This is a genomic window from Pseudomonas sp. NPDC089752, from assembly GCF_044748725.1.
Classification (GTDB): Bacteria; Pseudomonadota; Gammaproteobacteria; order Pseudomonadales; family Pseudomonadaceae; genus Aquipseudomonas.
Genome location: NZ_JBIVGP010000002.1, coordinates 151,023 through 171,911, shown reverse-complemented (window position 1 = coordinate 171,911; position 20,889 = coordinate 151,023). Strand labels below are relative to the sequence as shown.

General features: G+C 63.7%; 23 protein-coding genes. 12 read left to right on the top strand and 11 right to left on the bottom strand.

The window, feature by feature from the left end:
• Positions 1-30: 30 nt before the first annotated feature.
• Positions 31-300: a hypothetical protein gene (locus tag ACIPZF_RS03635; protein ID WP_400795302.1), complete on the top strand. Its 270-nt coding sequence runs from the start codon at positions 31-33 to the stop codon at positions 298-300.
• A gap of 24 nt (positions 301-324) precedes the next feature.
• Here ACIPZF_RS03635 and ACIPZF_RS03630 read toward each other — a convergent pair whose 3' ends face one another.
• Positions 325-687 carry a YbaN family protein gene (locus tag ACIPZF_RS03630; protein WP_400795300.1) on the bottom strand — a complete coding sequence of 121 codons (363 nt, stop codon included), beginning with the start codon at positions 685-687 and terminating at the stop codon, positions 325-327.
• A gap of 7 nt (positions 688-694) precedes the next feature.
• Complete coding sequence (locus ACIPZF_RS03625; protein WP_400795298.1) at positions 695-1,282, bottom strand: YecA family protein; 588 nt, start codon at positions 1,280-1,282, stop codon at positions 695-697.
• 246 nt (positions 1,283-1,528) lie between these two features.
• Between ACIPZF_RS03625 and recQ the strand changes: the two genes are divergently transcribed.
• Complete coding sequence (gene recQ, locus ACIPZF_RS03620) at positions 1,529-3,673, top strand: DNA helicase RecQ (RefSeq protein ID WP_400795296.1); 2,145 nt, start codon at positions 1,529-1,531, stop codon at positions 3,671-3,673.
• 139 nt (positions 3,674-3,812) lie between these two features.
• A complete protein-coding gene (locus tag ACIPZF_RS03615) occupies positions 3,813-4,250 on the top strand; it encodes a MarR family transcriptional regulator (protein ID WP_400795295.1) in 438 nt (145 codons plus the stop codon).
• A 31-nt stretch (positions 4,251-4,281) separates the two neighbouring features.
• Here the strand turns inward: ACIPZF_RS03615 and ACIPZF_RS03610 are convergent, their stop codons facing one another.
• On the bottom strand, positions 4,282-6,477 hold the full coding sequence (locus tag ACIPZF_RS03610; protein ID WP_400795293.1) for a patatin-like phospholipase family protein: 2,196 nt from the start codon (positions 6,475-6,477) through the stop codon (positions 4,282-4,284).
• A gap of 67 nt (positions 6,478-6,544) precedes the next feature.
• Here ACIPZF_RS03610 and ACIPZF_RS03605 point away from each other — a divergent pair, with 67 nt between their 5' ends.
• Complete coding sequence (locus ACIPZF_RS03605) at positions 6,545-6,826, top strand: SelT/SelW/SelH family protein (protein WP_400795291.1); 282 nt, start codon at positions 6,545-6,547, stop codon at positions 6,824-6,826.
• Here ACIPZF_RS03605 and ACIPZF_RS03600 read toward each other — a convergent pair whose 3' ends face one another.
• Positions 6,827-7,717 carry a DMT family transporter gene (locus ACIPZF_RS03600; RefSeq protein WP_400795289.1) on the bottom strand — a complete coding sequence of 297 codons (891 nt, stop codon included), beginning with the start codon at positions 7,715-7,717 and terminating at the stop codon, positions 6,827-6,829. It abuts the gene before it with no gap.
• A gap of 217 nt (positions 7,718-7,934) precedes the next feature.
• On the opposite strand from ACIPZF_RS03600, the gene ACIPZF_RS03595 reads away from it, so the two are divergent.
• Positions 7,935-8,747: a UDP-2,3-diacylglucosamine diphosphatase gene (locus ACIPZF_RS03595; RefSeq protein ID WP_400795287.1), complete on the top strand. Its 813-nt coding sequence runs from the start codon at positions 7,935-7,937 to the stop codon at positions 8,745-8,747.
• 4 nt (positions 8,748-8,751) lie between these two features.
• Here the strand turns inward: ACIPZF_RS03595 and ACIPZF_RS03590 are convergent, their stop codons facing one another.
• Positions 8,752-9,063, bottom strand: coding sequence for an Mpo1-like protein (locus ACIPZF_RS03590; RefSeq protein WP_400795286.1), 312 nt, complete (start codon positions 9,061-9,063; stop codon positions 8,752-8,754).
• 152 nt (positions 9,064-9,215) lie between these two features.
• Between ACIPZF_RS03590 and ACIPZF_RS03585 the strand changes: the two genes are divergently transcribed.
• Positions 9,216-10,277, top strand: coding sequence for an AraC family transcriptional regulator (locus ACIPZF_RS03585; protein ID WP_400795285.1), 1,062 nt, complete (start codon positions 9,216-9,218; stop codon positions 10,275-10,277).
• On the opposite strand, the gene ACIPZF_RS03580 is transcribed toward ACIPZF_RS03585, so the two are convergent.
• On the bottom strand, positions 10,234-11,688 hold the full coding sequence (locus tag ACIPZF_RS03580; protein ID WP_400795284.1) for a TrkH family potassium uptake protein: 1,455 nt from the start codon (positions 11,686-11,688) through the stop codon (positions 10,234-10,236). The two genes, ACIPZF_RS03585 and ACIPZF_RS03580, sit on opposite strands and share 44 nt — an antisense overlap.
• 102 nt (positions 11,689-11,790) lie before the next feature.
• Between ACIPZF_RS03580 and ACIPZF_RS03575 the strand changes: the two genes are divergently transcribed.
• A complete protein-coding gene (locus ACIPZF_RS03575; protein WP_400795282.1) occupies positions 11,791-12,348 on the top strand; it encodes an NAD(P)H nitroreductase in 558 nt (185 codons plus the stop codon).
• 102 nt (positions 12,349-12,450) lie between these two features.
• Here the strand turns inward: ACIPZF_RS03575 and ACIPZF_RS03570 are convergent, their stop codons facing one another.
• The 5 genes from ACIPZF_RS03570 to ACIPZF_RS03550 form a co-directional block, all read right to left on the bottom strand.
• The gene (locus ACIPZF_RS03570) at positions 12,451-13,791 is read right to left on the bottom strand and encodes an ATP-binding protein (RefSeq protein ID WP_400795280.1); all 1,341 of its coding nucleotides are present in this window, start codon (positions 13,789-13,791) and stop codon (positions 12,451-12,453) included.
• A 59-nt stretch (positions 13,792-13,850) separates the two neighbouring features.
• Entirely contained in the window at positions 13,851-14,267 is a 417-nt protein-coding gene (locus tag ACIPZF_RS03565) for a Spy/CpxP family protein refolding chaperone (RefSeq protein WP_400795279.1), read from the bottom strand.
• A 128-nt stretch (positions 14,268-14,395) separates the two neighbouring features.
• Complete coding sequence (locus tag ACIPZF_RS03560; protein WP_400795277.1) at positions 14,396-15,073, bottom strand: response regulator transcription factor; 678 nt, start codon at positions 15,071-15,073, stop codon at positions 14,396-14,398.
• 82 nt (positions 15,074-15,155) lie between these two features.
• Positions 15,156-15,455: a YciI family protein gene (locus ACIPZF_RS03555; RefSeq protein ID WP_400795275.1), complete on the bottom strand. Its 300-nt coding sequence runs from the start codon at positions 15,453-15,455 to the stop codon at positions 15,156-15,158.
• Position 15,456: 1 nt separating this feature from the next.
• Complete coding sequence (locus ACIPZF_RS03550) at positions 15,457-16,050, bottom strand: septation protein A (protein ID WP_400795273.1); 594 nt, start codon at positions 16,048-16,050, stop codon at positions 15,457-15,459.
• A 67-nt stretch (positions 16,051-16,117) separates the two neighbouring features.
• Here ACIPZF_RS03550 and ACIPZF_RS03545 point away from each other — a divergent pair, with 67 nt between their 5' ends.
• The 5 genes from ACIPZF_RS03545 to rluB all read left to right on the top strand — a co-directional run bounded on the left by ACIPZF_RS03545 (position 16,118) and on the right by rluB (position 20,543).
• Positions 16,118-16,978 (top strand): PHP domain-containing protein, encoded by an 861-nt coding sequence (locus ACIPZF_RS03545; protein ID WP_400795271.1) that lies wholly within the window; start codon positions 16,118-16,120, stop codon positions 16,976-16,978.
• Positions 16,979-16,991: 13 nt separating this feature from the next.
• On the top strand, positions 16,992-17,621 hold the full coding sequence (locus ACIPZF_RS03540; protein WP_400795269.1) for an L-threonylcarbamoyladenylate synthase: 630 nt from the start codon (positions 16,992-16,994) through the stop codon (positions 17,619-17,621).
• A 125-nt stretch (positions 17,622-17,746) separates the two neighbouring features.
• On the top strand, positions 17,747-18,472 hold the full coding sequence (locus tag ACIPZF_RS03535; RefSeq protein WP_400796082.1) for a segregation and condensation protein A: 726 nt from the start codon (positions 17,747-17,749) through the stop codon (positions 18,470-18,472).
• Positions 18,459-19,202, top strand: coding sequence for an SMC-Scp complex subunit ScpB (scpB, locus tag ACIPZF_RS03530; protein ID WP_400795267.1), 744 nt, complete (start codon positions 18,459-18,461; stop codon positions 19,200-19,202). Before ACIPZF_RS03535 ends, scpB begins: the two co-directional genes overlap by 14 nt.
• Positions 19,203-19,475: 273 nt before the next feature.
• Positions 19,476-20,543: a 23S rRNA pseudouridine(2605) synthase RluB gene (gene rluB / locus ACIPZF_RS03525; protein WP_400795265.1), complete on the top strand. Its 1,068-nt coding sequence runs from the start codon at positions 19,476-19,478 to the stop codon at positions 20,541-20,543.
• Positions 20,544-20,889 lie beyond the last annotated feature (346 nt).

The window sequence follows — 20,889 nt, the reverse complement described above, 5'->3', positions numbered from 1 at the left end:
GCGATTGGCCGCTCATCAGGACGGACCACCATGAAACGACGTATTCCATCCGTGCTGGCATCGCTTGCCTTGTCGGTATTGGCGCCTGCTGTCATGGCCGAAACATCGACACGGATTGTTTTTGCCACCTTCCAGACCGGAATCTACCCATCGATCAACGATTACTTATCGACCGCTGAGTCCGACCTGGCACGAGCCTGCACGCTGCTCAACGGCACGCTCGTCGGCTTGCGCACCTTCGATGTCAAAAACATCGAGGGCCGAGAGTTCATCATGTTCATGCGTGAATGTGAAATCTGAACCAAACCACTCGTGTGGGGCCGGTCAGGGGCGGTGCAGGGTCTTTTGCCTGAGGATGTACAGGCTTACCAACACCGCAGTGGTCAGCATGAACACCCGCGCCCAGAACAGCGGCACCAGGTAACACGACAGGCCGATGCTCGCCCACATCAGCCCGATCGCATAGACCTTGCCCTTGAGCGGAATGCCTGCGCCGCTCAGGTAGTCACGGATCCACGGCCCCAGCTGGGGGTGGTTGATCAACCAGTGATGAAAGCGTGGCGAGCTGCGGCCAAAGCAGGCCGCCGCCAACAGCAGGAACGGGGTGGTGGGCAACACCGGCAGGAAGATCCCCAGCACCCCCAGCGCGACGCTGAGCCAGCCGATGGCCAGCAGCAGGTAGCGCACGGCCAACTCAGTGGTGGCGTGGCTTGAGCAGCGCCGGCTTCTCTTCAGGGGCGTGCAGCAGCAGGAACAGTGCGCTCAACGCCTCCGGGATCTGCACGATCATGTCGTCCTGCAGGTTGGCGTTGCTGGCGATGTCGGCGAACTCCGGTTGTTCGTCGAACAGGCCCGAACCGACCATGATCGGCAGGAGCATCTCGCTGACTTCTTCTTCGGCGTTCTCGAACCAGGCCTCTTCGCGCAGGAACACGCCTTCCATGAAACCGATGCACCAGCCGCGCAGGTCGGAATCGTCCGGCTCGTCGGTCAGGTCCAGCTCGCACGGCAGGTCGAATTCGTCGTCACTGGCCAGCTGGCGAGCGATGTGGCCCTTCAGTGCGACCAGGGTCGCTTCGATTTCGGTGCGCTGGGCATCGCTGGCGTAATGGGGTTCTTCGGCGAACAGCGCGTCGATCCATTCACGCTCAGGCACCTCCTCCGAGCAGATCGACAGCGCGGTCAGGTAGCCGTGGGCGGCGACGTAGTCCAGCGCTTCTTCGTGCAGTTCGTCGGCGTCGAGGAAGGCTTGCAGGCGGGTCAGTTGCTCGGCGAAGGACATTACAGGGCTACCTTGGGGAATATACGATGCTGAATTCTAGCACCTTGCGGCGATGCCGGGGCAAAGGGAACGTCTGTCACCGGGGCATCCTGCGCGGCTCGGCACTGGGGTATACTTCGCGGTTTTTCACCCAGGGGCTTGATTTGCCGGCCCTCTGGTAAAAGCCGCTTACGCATTCGGCGTGTGCGGAGCGGGTTTTTCGTCCAGCCTGTGTCCAGGATGGTACGGCGATTTGTGGAGTTGCACATGCTCGAACAGGCTCAGCGCGTTCTCAAGGATATCTTCGGCTACGACAGTTTCCGCGGGCGCCAGGCAGCGATCATCGAATGCGTGGCCAATGGCGGCGATGCCCTGGTGTTGATGCCCACCGGCGGCGGCAAGTCGTTGTGCTTCCAGGTGCCGGGGTTGTTGCGCCCAGGCCTGACCGTGGTGGTGTCGCCGCTGATCGCGCTGATGGACGACCAGGTCGCCACCCTCGATGAACTCGGCGTTGCGGCGGCTGCGCTGAACTCCACCCTGAGCGCTGAGCAGCAGCGCGACCTGGCCGGGCGCCTGCGCCGTGGCGAAGTGAAGATGCTGTACCTGGCGCCGGAGCGCCTGGTGCAGCCGCGCATGCTGGACTTCTTGAGCGGGCTGGACGTGTCTTTGTTCGCCATCGACGAGGCGCACTGCGTCTCGCAATGGGGCCATGATTTCCGCCCGGAATACCTGCAGCTGGGCCAGCTGGCCGAGTTGTTCCCGCACGTTCCGCGCATCGCCCTGACCGCCACCGCCGACATGCGTACCCGCGAGGAGATCGTCCAGCGCCTGCACCTGCAGGGCGCCGAACGTTTCTTGTCGAGCTTCGACCGGCCGAACATCTTCTATCGCATCGTGCCCAAGGAGTCGCCGCGCAAGCAGCTGATGGCGTTTCTCGCCGAGCGCCGTGGCAATGCCGGTATCGTCTATTGCCTGTCGCGCAAGAAGGTCGATGAGACAGCAGCCTACCTGTGCGAACAGGGCTTCCCGGCGCTGCCGTACCACGCCGGCCTGGCGGCCGAGACCCGTTCGGCCAACCAGCACCGCTTCCTCAATGAGGAAGGGCTGATCATGGTCGCCACCATCGCGTTCGGCATGGGCATCGACAAGCCCAACGTTCGTTTCGTCGCCCACCTCGACCTGCCCAAGTCGCTCGAAGCCTACTACCAGGAGACTGGTCGTGCTGGCCGTGATGGCCTGCCGTCCGATGCCTGGATGGCCTACGGCCTGCAGGACATGGTGATGCTCAAGCAGATGTTGCAGAACTCCGAAGGCGACGAGCGTCACAAGCGCGTGGAGCAGCACAAGCTCGACGCCATGCTGGCGCTGTGCGAAGAAACCCGCTGCCGCCGGCAGTCGTTGCTGGCCTATTTCGACGAAGTGCTCGAACAGCCCTGCGGGCATTGCGACAACTGCGTCGACCAGGTCCAGACCTGGGATGCCACAGAGCCTGCGCGCCAGGCTCTGTCGGCGGTGTTCCGTACCGGGCAGCGCTACGGTGTCGGCCACTTGATTGACGTGTTGCTGGGCAAAGACACCGAAAAAGCGCGCAATTTCGGCCACGAGAAACTGGCGGTGTTCGGGGTGGGCAAGGCGGTCGCCGAGGTGGAATGGCGTTCATTGTTCCGCCAGTTGGTGGCGCGAGGCCTGGTGGACATCGACCTGGAGGGCTATGGCGGCCTGCGCCTGTCCGACAGCTGCCGGCCGCTGCTGCGTGGCGAGGTGACCTTGCAGTTGCGCCGCGACCTCAAGCCGCAGACCGTGGCCAAGTCCTCCTCCAGCGGCGGCAGCCCGGCCAGCCAGCTGGTGCGCGCCGAAGAGCGCGAGCTGTGGGAGGAGCTGCGCACATTGCGGCGCAAACTGGCCGAGGAGCACAGCGTGCCGCCGTACGTCATCTTCCCCGATTCCACCCTGCTGGAGATGCTGCGCAGCCAGCCGACCAGCCTCAGCGACATGGCCCAGGTCAGCGGTGTGGGTGCGCGCAAACTGGAGCGCTACGGCCAGGCGTTCCTCGAGGTGCTCAATGGCGCCGGTGGCACGCAGGAGGCGCCCAAAGTGGTTCTGGACCTGCGTCACGAACTGGTCAGCCTGGCCCGCGCCGGCATGACGCCGGCACAGATCGCCGGCCAGCTCAACTGCAGCGAGAAGAACGTCTACAGCTTGCTGGCCGAAGCCATTGGCCGCCACGAATTGAGCCTGGATCAGGCGCTGGACTTGCCCGAAGACCTGTTGATGGAAGTGCAGGACGCCTTCCTCGACGGCGAAGGGGAGCTGCCGCCGGTGTCGACTATCGCACCGTTATTCGGTGCCCGCGTCCCTGAGGGAGTGCTCTATTGCGTACGTGCGGCGCTGGCGGCTGAATTCGAGCTCTGATCGGGGGACATTTCGGACATCCTCTGACCGTTGTCATCCTTTTTGACGATTATCGGTCGTTTGCCCATCAGGCAGCCTTGCCTGATGATCCGGGGCATGGTTAGCTGACTAATAATTAGTTCTAGTCAATGAGTTGCTTATGCCCCTGACCGACAATCAACACCGCTTCGGCATGCAGCTGGCGCAGATGTCCCGCGGCTGGCGCGCCGAGCTGGATCGCCGCCTGGCCGGGCTCAACCTGTCCCAGGCGCGCTGGCTGGTGTTGCTGCACCTGGCGCGTTTCGAAGAGGCCCCGACCCAGCGCGAACTGGCCCAGAGCGTCGGCGTTGAAGGCCCGACCCTTGCGCGCCTGCTCGACAGCCTGGAAAGCCAGGGCCTGGTGCGGCGTCAGGCCGTGCTGGAAGACCGGCGGGCGAAGAAGATTCAGCTGTGCCCACCGGCAAAGCCTCTGATCGAGCAGATTGAGACCATTGCCAATGCGCTGCGCCTGGAACTGTTCACCGGGGTGGACGAGGCGGATCTGGAAGTGTGCATGCGCGTGCATGCGAAGATTCTTGCGAACCTGGAAAAGTCTTGAAAGGTCGGGGCCGCTTTGCGCCCCCGGCAATCTAGAAGGTATTCCCCAGGTTCAGATACACCGCCTGTTCATGCGCACTGTTGGCCCCATACGTCAGGTTCAGCGGCCCCAAAGGTGTTTCCAGCCCAAGGAACACACTCGCCGCATTGATGTAGCCACTGTCGAACTCATTGTCGTTGTTCCATGCCCGCCCACGCTCAAGCGAGCCGCCGATGTACAGCGGGAAGTCCAGCGGCAGGTAGCCACGCGGGGTGAGGCGCCGGTAATAAACCACGCGCAGCAGGCTGATGTTCTGCCCTGACACCGAGTCCTGGCGGAACCCCGACAGCTCGCGCGCACCGCCCATTACGAAACTCGACGGCACCACCTCGGTGTCGTCCAGCGTGCGCCCATAACGCCCGCCAAGCACCCAGGTGTTCGGCCCGCTGCTGATCGCTTTGTCGAGGTTGAACAGCCACTGCCGGTAATCCACGTCCGAATCGAGCGACTGGTCATACTTGCGCAGCGTCAGACCGATGTCCTCACCGCTGTGCGGGAAGTACACGTTGTCTAGCGTGTCGAACGAGTACTTCAGCTCATAGAAACCTTCGTTGAAGCTGACCTTCGGTAGATCCTGGGCCCCGATGCGCACCTCGGCTTCGCCCCAGGCCTTGCCCGCGCCCAGGCGGACTTCGCCATAGGTGCCGATCTGGCGGCCGACGTTGAGGCCGAATTCGTAGCGTTCCAGGCGGTACTCGGCGACCGGGTCGTTGTCCAGGGTGGCCTCGATATTCTGCGAGCCGAAGTCCAGGTAAGGTGCGATGAACCAACGCGAACCCACATCCAGCGGTTGGTAGAACTCGCTGTAGAGTTCCTGCTGGTCGCCGATCTGCGCACGCGTCAGCCACTCTGCGCCCAGGCGGTTGATGCCATTGACGCGGTAACTGGCGCCCAGGTTGAAGGCACTGTCGCCGCGCAGGTCGTCGGACAGGTTCAGTCCCAGGCGCAGATAATCGGTGCCGCCGCGTTTGCCACGGGCGTTGATCACCAGGGTATGGTCGTCGCCCTTGTGCACAACGCGGTATTGCACGCGGTCGAAGTAGTCCAGGCCGTAGAGAGTACCCATGTCGGTCTGCAGGCGGTCCAGCTCCAGCGGCTCGCCGATCGGCTGGCGTATGTAGTAGCGAATCACGTCGTCACTGACTTTGGAATCGTTCTCCACTCTGATCGCGGTGATCACCGGGGTGCGCTGGCGGGGCGAGCGTGCGACGGCCAGCCCGGCGTCACCTTCGGGCTGGCGAAGTGCGGCCAGGCGCGGGTCGAGCAGGCGCGTGGCGCGGTAGCCGGCGTCGATCATGTCGCGGGCGCGGCCAAAGTCGGTAACGCCGAAGGCGGCCAGTTGCGGTTGGATGAGGATGTCGTCGCGGCGCAGGCTGGCCAGTTGTTCCTCGGAGTTGCGCCGGGTCATCAGGGTGATCGACTGATTGAGCACATCCACCACCGTCGCCAGCTGTTTGCGGTCGCGCAGCGGGGTGCCGATATCGACCACAATGGCCAGGTCCACACCCATCTCTCGCGCCACGTCGACGGGGATGTTGTCGACCATGCCGCCATCGACCAGCAGCCGGCCATCCAGCTCGACCGGGGCGAACACGGCCGGGATCGACATGCTGGCACGGATCACCTGGGGCAGGTGGCCGCGGCTGAACACCACTTTTTCGCCACTGGCGATGTCGGTGGCCACGGCGCGGAACGGGATCGGCAGTTTGTCGAAATCGCGGGTGTCGGCGGTGTGGGCCAGCTTGCTTTCCAGCAGCAGGGCCAGGTTCTGGCCCTGAATCACCCCCAATGGCAGGCCCAGGCTGCCGTCGTCGCGAAAGCTCAGCTTCTGCTTCACCAGAAAGTCGCGGTCATCCTGCTTGCGCCTGAACGGCACGTCCTTGCGCGGCGGAGCGTCGGACAGTGCCTGCTGCCAGTCGAGGGTGGTGGCGAGTTTTTCCAGCTCTTCGACGCTGTAGCCAGACGCATACAACCCGCCTACCACGGCGCCCATGCTGGTGCCGGCAATGGCGTCGATGCGCACGCCCTGTTCTTCCAGGGCCTTGAGCACGCCGATATGGGCAAGGCCACGGGCCGCGCCGCCGGAGAGCACCAGGCCGACCTTGGGGCGGGGCGGCTCGGCGGCAAGCGCCGTGAGCGAAGTGAGCGAAGTGAGCGTCAGCAAAAGGCAGAACAGCAGGCGGCGCATCGTGAGTCTCAAACAGAGGGCTAAAGACCGCTAGTATAAGCGGCCCCTCTAGTTGAGAACGTTCGCCATGGCCGTCAAAAAAGCCGAAATCGTAATTACCTATTGCACCCAGTGCCAATGGCTGCTGCGCGCCGCCTGGCTGGCTCAGGAACTGCTCAGCACCTTTGCCACCGATTTGGCCCGGGTGGCGCTGGAACCGGGTACTGGCGGCATCTTCAGCATCACCTGCGACGGCGTGCAGATCTGGGAGCGCAAAGCCGACGGTGGCTTCCCCGAAGCCAAAGTGCTCAAGCAGCGCGTGCGCGACCAGATCGACCCGCAGCGTGACCTGGGCCACAACGATCGTTGATCAGATGCCCTCGGCCACTTCGCGCTGCTTGGGTGGTTGCTCGGCCGCCAGGCGGCTGGACAGCACGATGGCGAAAATGATCAGCGCCCCGCCCAGCAACATGCGCAGGGTTGGCGTTTCGGCGAACACCAACCAGGCCACGGCAATGCCATAGACCGGCTCCATGCCGAACACCACGGCGGCGGTACGCGCCTTGATCACCGCCAGGCTGGCGACGAACAGGCTGTGGGCGACGCCGGTGCAGAAGATGCCGAGCAGGGCGATCCACAGCCAGTCCATGGCGGCCACAGCGCCAAGGCCTGGGGCAGCGAACGGCAGCAGGCACAGGCCGACCACCAGGTTTTGCCACAGCGCTGCCTGCACGGCCGGCAAGCGGCCGGAGCCGGCGCGGTTGGTCAGCGACAGCAGCGAGAACAGCAGGCCGGAAAGCAGGGCCCAGAGCAGGCCGCCGGTGGCTTCGCTGGCCAGGTCGAATGACGGGGTCACCAGTATCAGGCCGAGGCTCACCAGAACCACCAGAACCGCTTCGTTGCGGCGTATGCGTTCGCGGAACAGTATCCCTTCGAGGATCACGGTGAACGCCGGGAAGCTGGCAAAGCCCAGGGTGGCGATGGCCACGCCGCCGACTTTGACGGCGATGAAGAAGCTGACCCAATGGCCGGCCAGCAGCACCCCGCCGAGCAGTAAGCGCCGTACGTCGTGGCCGCTGAGACGCTGCCAGCCCGGGCCGGCCAGGCTGGCGAACAGGGCCAGGGCGAGCACCGCGAAGGCGGCGCGGCCGAACACGATGATGGAGGGGCTGGCGCTGGCGGCCAGTTTGCCGAAGACTCCGGTGAGGCCGAAGAACAGCGCGCCGATATGCAGCGCGCCGAGGGCGGTGCGGTGGTTCATGGTGGTCCTTGAGCGAGTGTGTTGTCAGTGCCGGCGTCATCGCGGATGAATCCGCTCCTACAGATACCCCACAACCTGTAGGAGCGGATTCATCCGCGATGACGCCGGAACAGGCACAGTGTGCCGCATTGTGGGCTGACCATCACCCGTCACAGGGCTGCCACCAACCTGTCATGTACGCCTGCCAGTCTCCAGCAAACAGCGCCGGAGCCTGCCCATGAGCCATGCCGAACTCTCTCGCCCGTCGCGCAAGCAACGCGTGCGCACCCTGTGGATTTCCGACGTGCACCTGGGCACCCGTGATTGCCAGGCCGAACACCTGTCGCAGTTTCTCAAGGGCTACCAGGCCGACCGCATCTACCTGGTCGGTGACATCATCGATGGCTGGAAGCTGCGCAGCGGCATCTACTGGCCACAAGCCCACACCAACGTGATCCGCCGTCTGCTGACCCTGAGCAAGCGCGGCACCGAGGTAATCTACGTCACCGGCAACCACGACGAATTCCTGCGCCGCTACTCCAAGCTGATTCTTGGCAATATCCAGCTGGTGGACGAAGCAGAGCACCTGACAGCCGATGGCCGCCGGCTGCTGGTCATCCATGGCGACCAGTTCGATGTGATCACCCGCTATCACCGCTGGCTGGCTTTTCTCGGTGATCGCGCCTACGAGTTCACCCTGGTGCTCAACCGCTGGCTCAACCATTGGCGTGCGCGCTACGGCTATGGGTACTGGTCGTTGTCGGCGTATCTCAAGCACAAGGTCAAAGGCGCGGTGAACTTCATCAGCGACTTCGAGGATGCCATTGCCCATGAGTGCACCAAACGGGGCTTTCACGGGGTGGTGTGCGGGCACATTCACCATGCCGAGATCCGCAAGGTCGGCGAGGTGGATTACCTCAACTGTGGCGATTGGGTGGAATCGTGCACGGCGCTGATCGAGCATTGGGACGGCAGCATCGAGCTGTACCGCCTGGCCGACGCGCAGGCGCGGCAGGCTGTAGCTGCTGCGGCGCTGCGCGAGCCTGCCTAGCTAGCTACAGGCTGATTCTGCCGAGCAGAATGTCGCGGAACATGGCGAAATCGCCAATCAGGCTGTACAGAGGATGCTTGAAGGTGGCCGGGCGGTTCTTCTCGAAGAAGAAGTGGCCGACCCAGGCGAAGCCATAACCGAACAGCGGTACCGCCAACAGCAGCAACCATTTGCCGCTACCGATCGTGTACGCCAACAGGGCGATGACCAGGCTGGTGCCGACAAAATGAAGGCGCCGGCAGGTGGGGTTGTTGTGCTCCCCCAGGTAGTAGGGGTAGAACTCGGCAAAACTGCGAAACTGCGCTGTGCTGTTCATGGGCAGTGCTCCGGGATTAACACTTTTTGACAGGATACACGGCGTGGAGCCTGAATCGAGTCTAGAGTCATTGACGGGGCTCGCCAGTGACCACGGGCGCCATTTGAGTATCCTTGGAGTTCACCGCATGAAGCGGTAAGAAGAAGCCTGTCATGAGTGAGAGAACAACGTCTGCCAGCTGGGCATCAGGGATTGTGAAAGCGCTGGAGCTGGAAGGGCTCGATTGCCCGGCCATGTTCAGGCAGCTCGGTTTGGATTTCGCCGCACTTGATGACCCGGACGCCCGCTTCCCACAAGACGCCATGACCCGCCTCTGGCAACTGGCCGTCGAACTGTCGGGCAACGAAGCCATTGGCCTGAACATGGCGCGGGTAGTGCGGCCTGCTTCGTTCCATGTGGTCGGCTATGCGTTGATGTCCAGCCGTACCCTGGCTGAAGGTTTTGATCGCCTTGTGCGCTATCAGCGCATCATTGCCGAAAGCTCCGACCTGAGTTTCCGCCTGGGGCCAGAAGGCTATTCGCTGATTCTTACCGTGCACGGTGATCACCTCCCACCCACCCGGCACAGCGCCGAGGCTTCGCTCGCCTGCGCGCTGGCATTGTGCAAATGGCTCAGTGGCCGGCCGATCCAGCCACGGCGAGTACTGGTCCAGGGCCCGCAACCGAAGAACATCGAGCCTTACAAGGTGGCGTTTCATTCCCCACTGGTGTTCGGCGCACCTCACGACGCTCTGGTATTCGAACGCGCCGACATGGAAGCCCCCCTGCCAACGGCCAACGAAGCCATGGCCATCTTGCATGACCGCTTTGCCGGGGAATATCTGGCGCGATTCTCGGAAAGCCGGGTGACCCATCGGGTCCGCCAGGTGCTGTGCCGCATCCTGCCGCAAGGCGAACCCAAGCGGGAAACCCTGGCCCAGGCGCTGCACCTGTCCCAGCGCACCCTGCAGCGGCGCCTGCAGGAAGAGGGCACCAGCTTCCAGGCATTGCTGGACGACACCCGCCGCGAGTTGGCCGAGCAATACCTTGCCCAGCCCGGCATGACTCTGCTGGAAACCGCGTACCTGCTGGGCTTCGCCGACCCGAGCAACTTCTACCGTGCCTTCCGCCGCTGGTTCGACGTGACTCCCAGCGAGTACCGTGCCCGCCTGGGAGGTGACAGCGAAGGCGTCAGTGACGCCAGAACGCCGGCATGCACAACACCAGCACCGTAATGATCTCCAGGCGCCCGAGCAGCATGCCGCCGGCCAGAATCCACTTGGCGGCGTCCGGCAGCGTGGCGTAGTTGCCTGACGGCCCGATCACTTCGCCCAGGCCCGGGCCTACGCCCGAGACGGTCCCGGCGGCGCCGGTCAGTGCGGTCATCCAGTCGACGCCCAGCAGCGACAGCAGCAAGGCCATCACGCAGATGGTAATGGCGAAGAAGAACGAGAAGGTCAGGATCGAGCGCACGATATCTTCGTCGAGGCGGTGCCCGTTGTACTTCTGCTTGATCACCGCGCGCGGGTGGATCAGCTGGTTGAGGCTGGCCTTGAGCAGGATGTAGGCCACCTGGAAGCGGAAGATCTTGATGCCACCGGCGGTCGAGCCGGAGCAGCCACCGACAAAGCCCAGGTAGAAGAACAGCATCAACGAGAAGTTGCCCCACAAGCTGTAGTCGCCCAGGGCGAATCCGGTGGTGGTGACCACCGAAGTGACGTTCAGCGCGACGTGGCGCAGGGCATCCAGCCAGTGCAGGTTGGTGGAGTACCAGTACCAGGTGCCAAGCACCAGCCAGGTGACGACCAGCATGCCCAGCAAGCCCTGCACCTGCTGGTCGCGGATCAGCGCCCTGCGGTTGCCGCGCAGGGTCGCCACGTACAGGGTGAAGGGCAGGCTGCCGAGGATCATCACCACCACCGCCACCCAGTGCACCGCCGGGATGTCCCACTTGGCCAGCGATTGGTCGGAGGTGGAGAATCCGCCGGTGGAGATGGCCGACATGGCGTGGTTGATGGCGTCGAACGGGCTCATGCCGGCCCACCAGAAAGCCAGCGCACCCAGCACCGAGAAGCCGACGTATACGCCGACGATCGACTTGGCGACCATGTGCGAGCGCGGCATGACCTTTTCCGAACGGTCGGACGATTCGGTCTGGAACAGGCGCATGCCACCGATGCGCAGCAGCGGCAGGATCGCCACCGCCATGGCGATGAAGCCGATGCCGCCGAGCCAGTGCAGCATCGAACGCCACATCAGGATGCCCGGCGACATGCTGTCCAGCCCGCTGAGCACCGTTGCGCCGGTGGCGGTGATGCCGGACATGCTCTCGAAGAAGGCGTCGGTGTAGCTGATGTGCTGGGTCAGCAAAAAGGGCAGGGCGGCGAACACGCACACCACCAGCCAGCTGCTCACGGTCAGCAGGTACATGTCGCGCGGGCGCAGATGCACATGCTCGGGGCGGCCCTGCACGACCATCAGCAGGCCGGCGACGAAGGTGATCAGGCTGGACCAGAGGAACGACGGCATGTCGCCGGTGCGTTCGAAGATCACCAGGGTCGCCATGGGTACGACCATGCTGACCGCCAGGGTGATCAGGAAGATGCCGATGATGAAACCAATGATCCTTAAGGTCGGCAACGCCATGTGATCTGCTCTGACTCTGAACGGAAGGGCGCCATTCTACCTATGGGTCTGGTGATGTAAACGCTAGAATGGCGGCACATTCACCTGCCAGGAGGGTAGCCGATGGAGGCTCTCGACGCATTGCTCAACCGTGTTTCCGTGCCACGCCTGACCGAGCCGGCGCCCAATGACGCCCAGCGTGAGGCATTGTTCCAGGCGGCGCTGCGTGCGCCGGACCACGGCCAACTGCGGCCGTGGCGGTTCCTGACCATCGAAGGCCAGGGGCGCGAGAAACTCGGTGAGCTGTTCGCCGAAGCGGTGCAGCACAAGGGTGACGCGACCCCGGCGGCACTGGACAAGGCACGCGCCATGCCGCTGCGCGCGCCGTTGCTGATCGTGGTGATCGCCAAGTTGCAGGATCACTACAAGGTGCCCAAGTCGGAACAGCGGTTGGCGGCCGGGTGCGCGGCGCATGGCATTCTGATTGCGGCGCATGCGCAGGGGATCGGTGCGGTGTGGCGTACTGGCGACATGGCCTTTGATGCCCATGTACACAAGGGGCTGGGGCTGGCCGAGAACGAAGAATTGATCGGTTACCTGTACGTTGGCACGCCGATGGCTGAGCCGCGCACGGCACCGATTCTGGAAACGGCCGAGTTCGTCAGCGCCTGGGGCGAGTAATGCGTTGAACCCTTCGCGGGGCAAGCCCGCTCCCACAGGTTCTGCATATTACCTGTGGGAGCGGGCTTGCCCCGCGAAGAGGCCCGGAGATCCAGCCTCAATTCAACTGCCGATCTCTACAGCCAGCGGCAACTCCAACCGGGCCACAAAACCACCCTGGGGATGATTGTCCAGTACCAGACTCCCGCCATGCCGCTCCGCCGCCTTGCGCGCAATCGCCAACCCCAGGCCATGCCCCGCCGCCTCCTGCCCGGGCGCCCTGAAGAATGGCTCGCCCAATTGCGCCAGGTGCTCTGCCGATACCCCAGGCCCATGATCGCGCACACTCACGACGATGCGCTCCTGCTCGCGCACAGCGCGCACCTCGATCGGCTGCCCCGCTGGATTGAACCGCAGCGCATTGCGCAGCAAGTTGTCCACGGCGCGCTCGATCAACGTCGGCCAGCCCTGCAGCGTCAAACCCGGCTGCGCCTCCAGGCGTACTTCCTGCTCCGGCGCACTGAGCTTGGCGTCTTTACGCACACTGCCGAGCAAGGCGTTGAGGTCGACAGGTTCGGCATGCGCTTGTTCCGCATCGACCCGGGCCAGGGTGAGAATCTCGCTGATCAGGTCTTCCAGACGGTCGCATTCGCGGGTCAGGCGCGGCCACAGGGCCTGGCGCTGCTCTGCTTCGGCACGTTCGGCCAGGGCCAGGGCGATGCGCAGGCGTGCCAGTGGTGATCGCAGTTCGTGCGAAACGTCCCGAAGCAGCTGACGCTGGCTGCCAATCAGGCTTTGCAGGCGCGCGCCCATCTTGTTGAAGTCCTTGGCCAGCACGCCGAATTCATCGCGCCGGGCGGCCAGGCGGGCCAGGCTGTTCTGCTGGTAGCTGGCCTGGCCAAGGTCGTGCACCGCACTGCGCAGGCGACTCAGCGGGCGGGTGATGGACAGGGTTACCAGCAGGCTGAACAAGGTCAAGACTACCAGGGCGATACCCAACGCACTCAACGGCCAGAGCAGGCTTTCGCGGTGCCAGGCGTTAAGTTCCGGATGCGGAATGCGGTAGATCAGCAGGTAGGTTTCACCGCTGTCGGGGCTGGTGTATTCCTCGGTCAGGCGGCGCCACGGCAGGCGGCGTTCGTCATTGTGCTGGCGCGCCTCGAAGGCGGCGGCGCGGCGTGGGAAGGTCCCGGGCACCACGGCCTCGCCACTGTCGTCGAGTACCTGCACGTCGATCTTGAAGCGTTCCTTGCGGCGCTCCAGGAAACGTTGCGCCGACTCCAGGCCTTCCTGTTCATAGTGCTTGGCCCAGTGGCTGGCCAGGGTATTGAGGCCTGGGTGACGGCTGAGGATCCAGGCGTCCTGGTTGAGCATGTGGCCCAGGAGGATCGACAGGCCTGCAACCAGAGTGATGGCCAGCCAGAAACTGGCCAGGATGCGCCAGAACAGAGAACGCAAGAGCACCTCCTGTAAACGGGAAAAGCCCGGCCCGCTTGGGGGCGGGCCGGGCAGTGGGGGACAGCTTACTGAGCCTTGCCGGCTTTTTCAGCTTTCCAGGCCTGGAATTCCTTCCATTCGGCCTTGCGTGCTTCACGCTCTTTCTGCAGTTCGTCGAACTTCTTCTGCTGCTCAGGCTTGAGCAGGGCGCGCACCTGGCTGTCGGCCTTGTCGCGGCTGGCCTTGAGCTCGTCCTTCATGGCCTTCTGGTCGGCAGCAGGCAGTTTGGCCAGGTAGCGTTCGGTGATGTCGCGGCGGTTTTTCATCTGCTCGCCCATCAGCTTGCCGATCTGCTGGCGCTGCTCGCGGCTCAGGTCCAGTTGGGCGAAAGGCGCGTCACCGCGATGATGCGGGCCGTCGTGACGCGGGCCGCCTTCAGGCATGGCCAGGGCCACGGTCGGCAGGGCGGCGGCGAACATCAGGGCGATTAGGGTCTTGCGCATGGTGTCTCTCCTGTCATGGGCCGGTGGTTACCGGATGAGCTCAGTCTAGGGAGATGGAGGTCAAGCGCCGTCAGTGAAGGGTAAAGGCAGGGTAAAGACGGTCAGGGCCGCAGTGCGGCCCGGGGTGGTCAGAGGCTGTAGTAATAGCCGCGGCTGCGCAGCGCGACGATGCGTGGGCGGCCATCGGCGTGGGGCCCGATCTTCTTGCGCAGGTTGCTGACATGCATGTCCAGGCTGCGATCGTAAAGGGTCAGTTTGCGGCCCAGGCCGATCTGCGCCAGGTCCTGCTTGTCCAGCGGCTCGCCCGGTTGACGCAGCAACGCTTCGAGGATACGGCTTTCGGACAACGTCAGGCTCATCTCGCGCCCGTCGATGCTGACCACGCCGCGCACCGGGCTGAAGGCCAGGTCGCCGAGTTCGATCTGGGTGGTGGTGGCGGTCGGGTGGCTGCGGCGCAGTACGGCGCGCAGGCGGGCGGTGAGTTCACGGGGGTCGCAGGGTTTGGCCAGGTAATCGTCGGCGCCCAGCTCCAGGCCGAGAATACGGTCCAGCGGCTCGCCGCGGGCCGACAGCATCAGCACCGGCAACTCGGCGTGGTCGCTGCGCAGCTGCTTGAGCAGCTCCAGGCCGCTGCCGTCGGGCAGCATCACATCGAGCACCACTGCAGCCGGCGCGTGTTCGGCCAGGGCCTGGCGCGCGCTCTGGCCATCGTGGCAGGCGCGGACAACAAAACCTTCCTGGGTCAGCCAGCTGCCGAGCAGCTCGCAGAGTTCCTGGTCATCATCAATCAGTAACAGCTCGCTCATGACTCACTCAATTCAAAACGACGGCGTCTGACGCGCTCGCCAGTGGCAAAGATACCGCAGACGCCATCATTTTATGTATCGATCAGGGCAAGACTTGCTTGAAAGGTTTGACGATGACCTTGTCGTACACGCCTGCGGCAATGTACGGGTCGGCGTCGGCCCAGGCCTGGGCGGCGCTCAGCGAGTCGAACTCGGCAACGATCAGGCTGCCGCTGAAGCCGGCTTCGCCAGGGTCATTGCTGTCGATGGCTGGGTGCGGGCCGGCCAGCACCACGCGGCCTTCGGCCTTCAGTTGCTGCAGGCGCTCGATGTGCGCCGGGCGTGCAGCCAGGCGTTTTTCCAGGGAATTTGCGACGTCGCTGGCGATAATGGCGTAAAGCATGTCAATCCTTGGTCTTGGAAGTGGAGGGGTCGTCATGCAGGTGACGCGACAGGTACACACCCTGCGCCACCAGGAAAATCACGGTCATGCCCAGGCTGCCGAACACTTTGAAGTCGACCCAGAAGTCCTGGAAGGTGAACGCGACGAACAGGTTGGCCGCGCCGCAGAACAGGAAGAACGCGATCCAGGCCAGGTTCAGGCGGGCCCAGATGGCATCGGGCAAGGTCAGGGCGTGGCCCATGATGCGCTTGATCAGCACCCGGTCACCGATGAAATGGCTACCGGCGAAGCCCAGGGCGAACAGCCAGTTGACCACTGGCGCCTTCCACTTGAGGAAGGTCTCGCTGTGGAAGGTCAGGGTCAGGCCGCCGAACACCAGGCAGGCGACCAGGGTCAGCCACTGGCCTTTCTCCAGCTTGCGCTGGCGCAGGAACAGCGCGCCATACACCACCAGCGAACTGATGATCAGCATGGCCGTGGCGCTGTAGATGCCGCCGAATTCGAAACTGTGGCCAGCGACCTCCATGGGGCGCGGGTCGAGCTTGTAGACGATGAAGAACAGCAGCAGCGGGATGAAATCGATGAATTGTTTCACAATGGCAGCCAGAATCGGGATGTGACGGCATAATAACAAACATCGATTCCAGCGGTAGCACCCCTCCATGAATGTTGATCTGCACTGTCACAGCACGGCCTCCGACGGCGCCCTGTCGCCCACGGTGCTGGTCGCCCGGGCCCACGAGCACGGGGTACAGACGCTGGCACTGACCGACCACGACACCCTCGAAGGCCTGGCCGAGGCTCGCCAGGCCTGCGCCGAGCGCGGCATGCGCTGGGTCAGCGGGGTGGAGCTGTCGTGTACCTGGGGGGGCGCGACCATTCATGTGCTGGGCTACGATTTCCCGCTCGATGCGCCGCCGTTGCTCGAAGCGATCGAGTCGCTGCACCGCGGCCGCTGGCTGCGCGCCGAGGAAATCGACAAACGGCTCGCGGCCAAGGGCATGGTCGGCACGCTCGACGGTGCCCGCGCCGTGCAGCAGGAGCTCGGCGACAGCGGCAACGCCCCGGCGCGCCCACATTTTGCCGAATACCTGGTGCGTGCCGGGCACGTCAAGGACCGCGGCGAAGCCTTCCGCAAATGGCTGGGCGCCGGCAAGCTGGGTGACGTCAAACTGCATTGGCCGACCTTGGAGGAAACCGTTGCCACCTTGCGCCAGTCCAACGCTTGGGTGAGCCTGGCCCATCCGATGCATTACGATCTGACCCGCAGCAAGCGCAGGCGGCTGATTGCCAACTATATTGAGGCAGGCGGGCAGGCGCTTGAGGTGGTCAACGGGATGATGCCGGCCGAGCAGGTGGGCACGATGTCCATCCTAACCCGTGAGTTCGGCCTGCTGGCAAGCGCTGGCAGCGATTTCCACGGCCCCGGCACCTGGGGCGAGATCGGTGCCTACCGGCCATTGCCTGAGGATCTGCCACCTTTGTGGCGTCGATTCAGCCATGAACAGCCTATGGCGATATGAACAGGACGACTTCGTGAGCCAATTTTTCCAGATTCATGCGGAAAACCCGCAAGCGCGCCTGATAAAACAGGCCGTCGAGATCATTCGCAAGGGCGGCGTGGTGGTGTATCCCACCGACTCGGCCTACGCGCTGGGCTGCCAGATTGGCGACAAGACCGCCATTGAACGGGTTCGCCGCTTGCGCCAACTGGACAAGCAGCACAACTTCACCCTGTTGTGCTGCGACTTGTCGCAAATGGGGCTGTTCGCCAAGATCGATACCTCGACCTTCCGCCTGCTCAAGGCCCATATCCCCGGCCCGTATACCTTCATTCTCAACGCCACCCGTGAAGTGCCACGCCTGTTGATGCATGAAAAGCGCCGTACCATCGGCCTGCGCGTGCCTTCCAACCCGATCGTCCTGGCGCTGCTCGAAGAGTTGGGCGAACCGCTGATGAGCGTGAGCCTGATCCTGCCGGGCGATGAAGAGCCGATGACCGACCCCTACGAGATCCGTCAACGTCTGGAGCACCATGTCGACCTGATCATCGATGGCGGGTTTGGTGACCTCAAGGCCTCCACGGTAATCGACCTGACTGGTGATGAGCCTGCATTGATCCGTGAAGGCTGCGGCGACCCGACGCCCTTCCTGGTCAACGCGTGAGCCAGGTAGAGAGCCCCGAGGCACCGAGTATCGATGCCCAATCGCCCCAGCAATTGCAGTTGGCGCTGGTCTACGGTGAAGCGCTGACCGAAATGCCGGTGGACCTGTACATCCCACCGGACGCCCTGGAAGTCATCCTCGAAGCCTTCGAAGGCCCGCTCGACCTGCTGCTGTACCTGATCCGCAAGCAGAACATCGACATCCTCGACATCCCCGTGGCGGAAATCACCCGCCAGTACATGGGCTACGTCGAATTGATGAAGAGCGTGCGCCTGGAACTGGCCGCCGAATACCTGGTAATGGCCGCCATGCTCGCCGAGATCAAGTCGCGCATGCTGCTGCCGCGCTCGGCCGAAATCGAGGAAGAAGAGGGCGACCCACGCGCCGAACTGATCCGCCGCTTGCAGGAGTACGAGCGCTTCAAGGCTGCCGCCGAGGGCATCGATGAGCTGCCGCGGGTGGGGCGCGATGTAGTCGTACCGCGCCTGGAAGCGCCGCAGGCCAAGGTGCGCAAGCTGCTGCCCCAGGTCAGCCTGGAAGAGCTGCTGGTGTCCATGGCCGAGGTCATGCGCCGCAACGACCTGTTCGAAAGCCACCAGATCACCCGCGAGACCCTGTCCACCCGCGAGCGCATGAGCGATGTGCTGGAACGCCTCAAAGGCGGCGGTTTCGTGCCCTTTGTCGAGCTGTTCACGGCCGAAGAGGGCAAGCTGGGTGTGGTGGTGACCTTCATGGCGATTCTGGAGCTGGTGAAGGAGTCGCTGATCGAACTGGTGCAGAATGAGCCTTTCGCCGCGATCCATGTCCGGGTGCGTGCCGAGTCTGTCGAAGAAGCTGATGAATCTGAATGAACCCCGCGACCTGGCGTCGCTGATCGAGGCCTTTCTGCTTGCCTCGGGCAAACCTCAATCCCTCGAGCGCCTGTACGAGTTGTTCGAGGAAGCCGAACGCCCGGAACCCAAGGTCTTCAAGAAGGCCCTGGAAGTGCTTGGCAAGTCCTGCACTGGCCGTGCTTTCGAATTGAAGGAAGTGGCCAGCGGCTACCGCCTGCAGATCCGCGAGACCTACGCGCCTTGGGTGGGCCGCCTGTGGGAAGAGCGCCCGCAGCGTTATTCCCGGGCACTGCTCGAAACCATGGCCTTGATCGCTTACCGCCAGCCGATTACCCGGGGCGAGATCGAGGATGTGCGCGGTGTGGCGGTGAACAGCAACATCATCAAGACCCTGGTGGAGCGCGAGTGGATCCGCGTGGTCGGCTACCGCGAGGTGCCAGGGCGGCCGGCGATGTTCGCCACCACCAAGGCGTTTCTCGACAATTTCAACCTCAAGAGCCTGGACGAGTTGCCGGCATTGGCCGAGCTGCGTGAGATGGAGCCGGCGCCAGTGCTCGATGACCCGGATGAAGCGCCGGTGCCGGCACATCTGCAGGCGTTGGCCGATGCCAGCCTGGGTGAGGGAGATGAGGTGGCCGAGCCGAAGGAGGAGACCAGCTTCCGCAGCCTGCTGGTTGAGCTGGATGCCATGGAGGAGGGGTTGAAGACCGACTTCGATGATTTGCGCGAAGAAGAGCCTGAGGTTTAGCCCTGAAGCCTGTGGTGGTCAGTACCGGCCTCTTCGCGGGGCAAGCCCGCTCCCACAGTTTCCGCGGCCAGCTCGGAATTTGTGGGAGCGGGCTTGCCCCGCGAAAGGGCCGGCACAGACTGCACCTCGACCACCTGGCAGAAAACCATCCCCGCCCACACAAAACCCTCTACGCTGCAGTGCGTTCCCCCTCCGAACCGCGTATGATGCGCGGCCTTTTGGCGCGTTCGTCGCCAGAACTCTGTTTTCATTCCTACACCGGGAGGTGCCCAGATGAGTGAGCAAGACCTGCAAAATACCGAAATCACCCCGCCAGCCGGCGAAAAGCTGCAGAAAGTGCTGGCCCGCATCGGCGTGGGTTCGCGCCGTGACGTCGAGGCCTGGATCAGCCAGGGTCGCATCAAGGTCAACGGCGTCGAGGCCACCCTCGGCCTGCGTGTCGACCTGCACGATGCCATCACCGTCGACGGCAAGCTGATCAAGCGCGAAGAGGCCGCCGAGGCCACCCGCCGGGTGATCATGTACAACAAGCCCGACGGCGAAATCTGCACCCGTGACGACCCGGAAGGCCGTCCGACCGTGTTCGACCGCCTGCCGCGTCCGAAGGAAGGCCGCTGGATCAACATCGGCCGCCTGGACATCAACACCACCGGCCTGCTGCTGTTCACCACCGACGGTGAACTGGCCAACCGCCTGATGCACCCGTCCTACGAGATGGATCGTGAATATGCGGTGCGTGTGCGTGGCGAAGTCGACGACGAGATGCTCGACCGCCTCAAGGCCGGCGTGATGCTCGAAGACGGCCCGGCCAAATTCACCGACATTCAGAAGGCGCCGGGTGGTGAAGGCTTCAACCACTGGTACCACTGCGTGGTGATGGAAGGGCGCAACCGTGAGGTGCGTCGCCTGTGGGAGTCCCAGGGCATGGTGGTCAGCCGCCTCAAGCGCGTGCGCTTTGGCCCGGTGTTCCTCAACTCCGACCTGCCGATGGGCCGCTGGCGTGAAATGACCCAGGGTGAAATCGACATCCTGGCCGCTGAAGTGGGCCTGCAGCCGGTTGCTTTGCCTGCCATGAACCTCAAGTCCAAGGACAAGATGGAGCGCCTGCAGCGCAAGTCCACTCGCCCGATGGGCCGCAACGAGCGTGTACGCAGCCTGCGCCCGGCGCAGGACGCTGGCGCCACCGAGCGCCCTGCACGCCAGCCGCGTGAAGAAGCGCCGCGTAAAGGCAGCCGTGGCAGCGCCGTGGCCGAGCGCCCGAGCGATATGCGCAAACGCCAGTCCAAGCCTGACGGTGACAAGCCGGCAGGTCGCGGTGGTCGCGGCAAGCCGCGTGGCTGATCTGCTTGTGCAGTGGTGAATGAGCCAGCCTTCGGGCTGGCTTTTTTGTGCCTGCGGTTCAGCCGCGCAGCGCCAAGACATTGAACAAAAAGATTTTTTCGGACGACTGGCAAGTTTTCAAACCGGCTTGTAAAGAAATCTATACGAAATCGCCAGATTTCGCGGGTCTCAATGATTTTCTGTAAACAGATCTTGCCGCATCTCCCTCCGCAGAGCCCCGCTCCAGCCCGTCCCCCTATTGCTCAAACCCCCGTGCCACGGGGATATTGCGGCCATTGCCGTGTGCAAAGAGCCCGTCCACAGAGCCGGGCTGACAAAACAACAAATGGAGGCGCCATGTACGCCG

Bases quoted from the DNA above. Each gene is read 5' to 3' on its own strand.
- ACIPZF_RS03635 (WP_400795302.1), top strand. From the start codon at position 31: ATGAAACGACGTATTCCATCCGTGCTGGCATCGCTTGCCTTGTCGGTA.
- ACIPZF_RS03625 (WP_400795298.1), bottom strand. From the start codon at position 1,282: ATGTCCTTCGCCGAGCAACTGACCCGCCTGCAAGCCTTCCTCGACGCC.
- recQ (WP_400795296.1), top strand. From the start codon at position 1,529: ATGCTCGAACAGGCTCAGCGCGTTCTCAAGGATATCTTCGGCTACGAC.
- ACIPZF_RS03615 (WP_400795295.1), top strand. From the start codon at position 3,813: ATGCCCCTGACCGACAATCAACACCGCTTCGGCATGCAGCTGGCGCAG.
- ACIPZF_RS03610 (WP_400795293.1), bottom strand. From the start codon at position 6,477: ATGCGCCGCCTGCTGTTCTGCCTTTTGCTGACGCTCACTTCGCTCACT.
- ACIPZF_RS03605 (WP_400795291.1), top strand. From the start codon at position 6,545: ATGGCCGTCAAAAAAGCCGAAATCGTAATTACCTATTGCACCCAGTGC.
- ACIPZF_RS03600 (WP_400795289.1), bottom strand. From the start codon at position 7,717: ATGAACCACCGCACCGCCCTCGGCGCGCTGCATATCGGCGCGCTGTTC.
- ACIPZF_RS03595 (WP_400795287.1), top strand. From the start codon at position 7,935: ATGAGCCATGCCGAACTCTCTCGCCCGTCGCGCAAGCAACGCGTGCGC.
- ACIPZF_RS03590 (WP_400795286.1), bottom strand. From the start codon at position 9,063: ATGAACAGCACAGCGCAGTTTCGCAGTTTTGCCGAGTTCTACCCCTAC.
- ACIPZF_RS03585 (WP_400795285.1), top strand. From the start codon at position 9,216: ATGAGTGAGAGAACAACGTCTGCCAGCTGGGCATCAGGGATTGTGAAA.
- ACIPZF_RS03580 (WP_400795284.1), bottom strand. From the start codon at position 11,688: ATGGCGTTGCCGACCTTAAGGATCATTGGTTTCATCATCGGCATCTTC.
- ACIPZF_RS03575 (WP_400795282.1), top strand. From the start codon at position 11,791: ATGGAGGCTCTCGACGCATTGCTCAACCGTGTTTCCGTGCCACGCCTG.
- ACIPZF_RS03565 (WP_400795279.1), bottom strand. From the start codon at position 14,267: ATGCGCAAGACCCTAATCGCCCTGATGTTCGCCGCCGCCCTGCCGACC.
- ACIPZF_RS03560 (WP_400795277.1), bottom strand. From the start codon at position 15,073: ATGAGCGAGCTGTTACTGATTGATGATGACCAGGAACTCTGCGAGCTG.
- ACIPZF_RS03555 (WP_400795275.1), bottom strand. From the start codon at position 15,455: ATGCTTTACGCCATTATCGCCAGCGACGTCGCAAATTCCCTGGAAAAA.
- ACIPZF_RS03545 (WP_400795271.1), top strand. From the start codon at position 16,118: ATGAATGTTGATCTGCACTGTCACAGCACGGCCTCCGACGGCGCCCTG.
- scpB (WP_400795267.1), top strand. From the start codon at position 18,459: ATGAATCTGAATGAACCCCGCGACCTGGCGTCGCTGATCGAGGCCTTT.
- rluB (WP_400795265.1), top strand. From the start codon at position 19,476: ATGAGTGAGCAAGACCTGCAAAATACCGAAATCACCCCGCCAGCCGGC.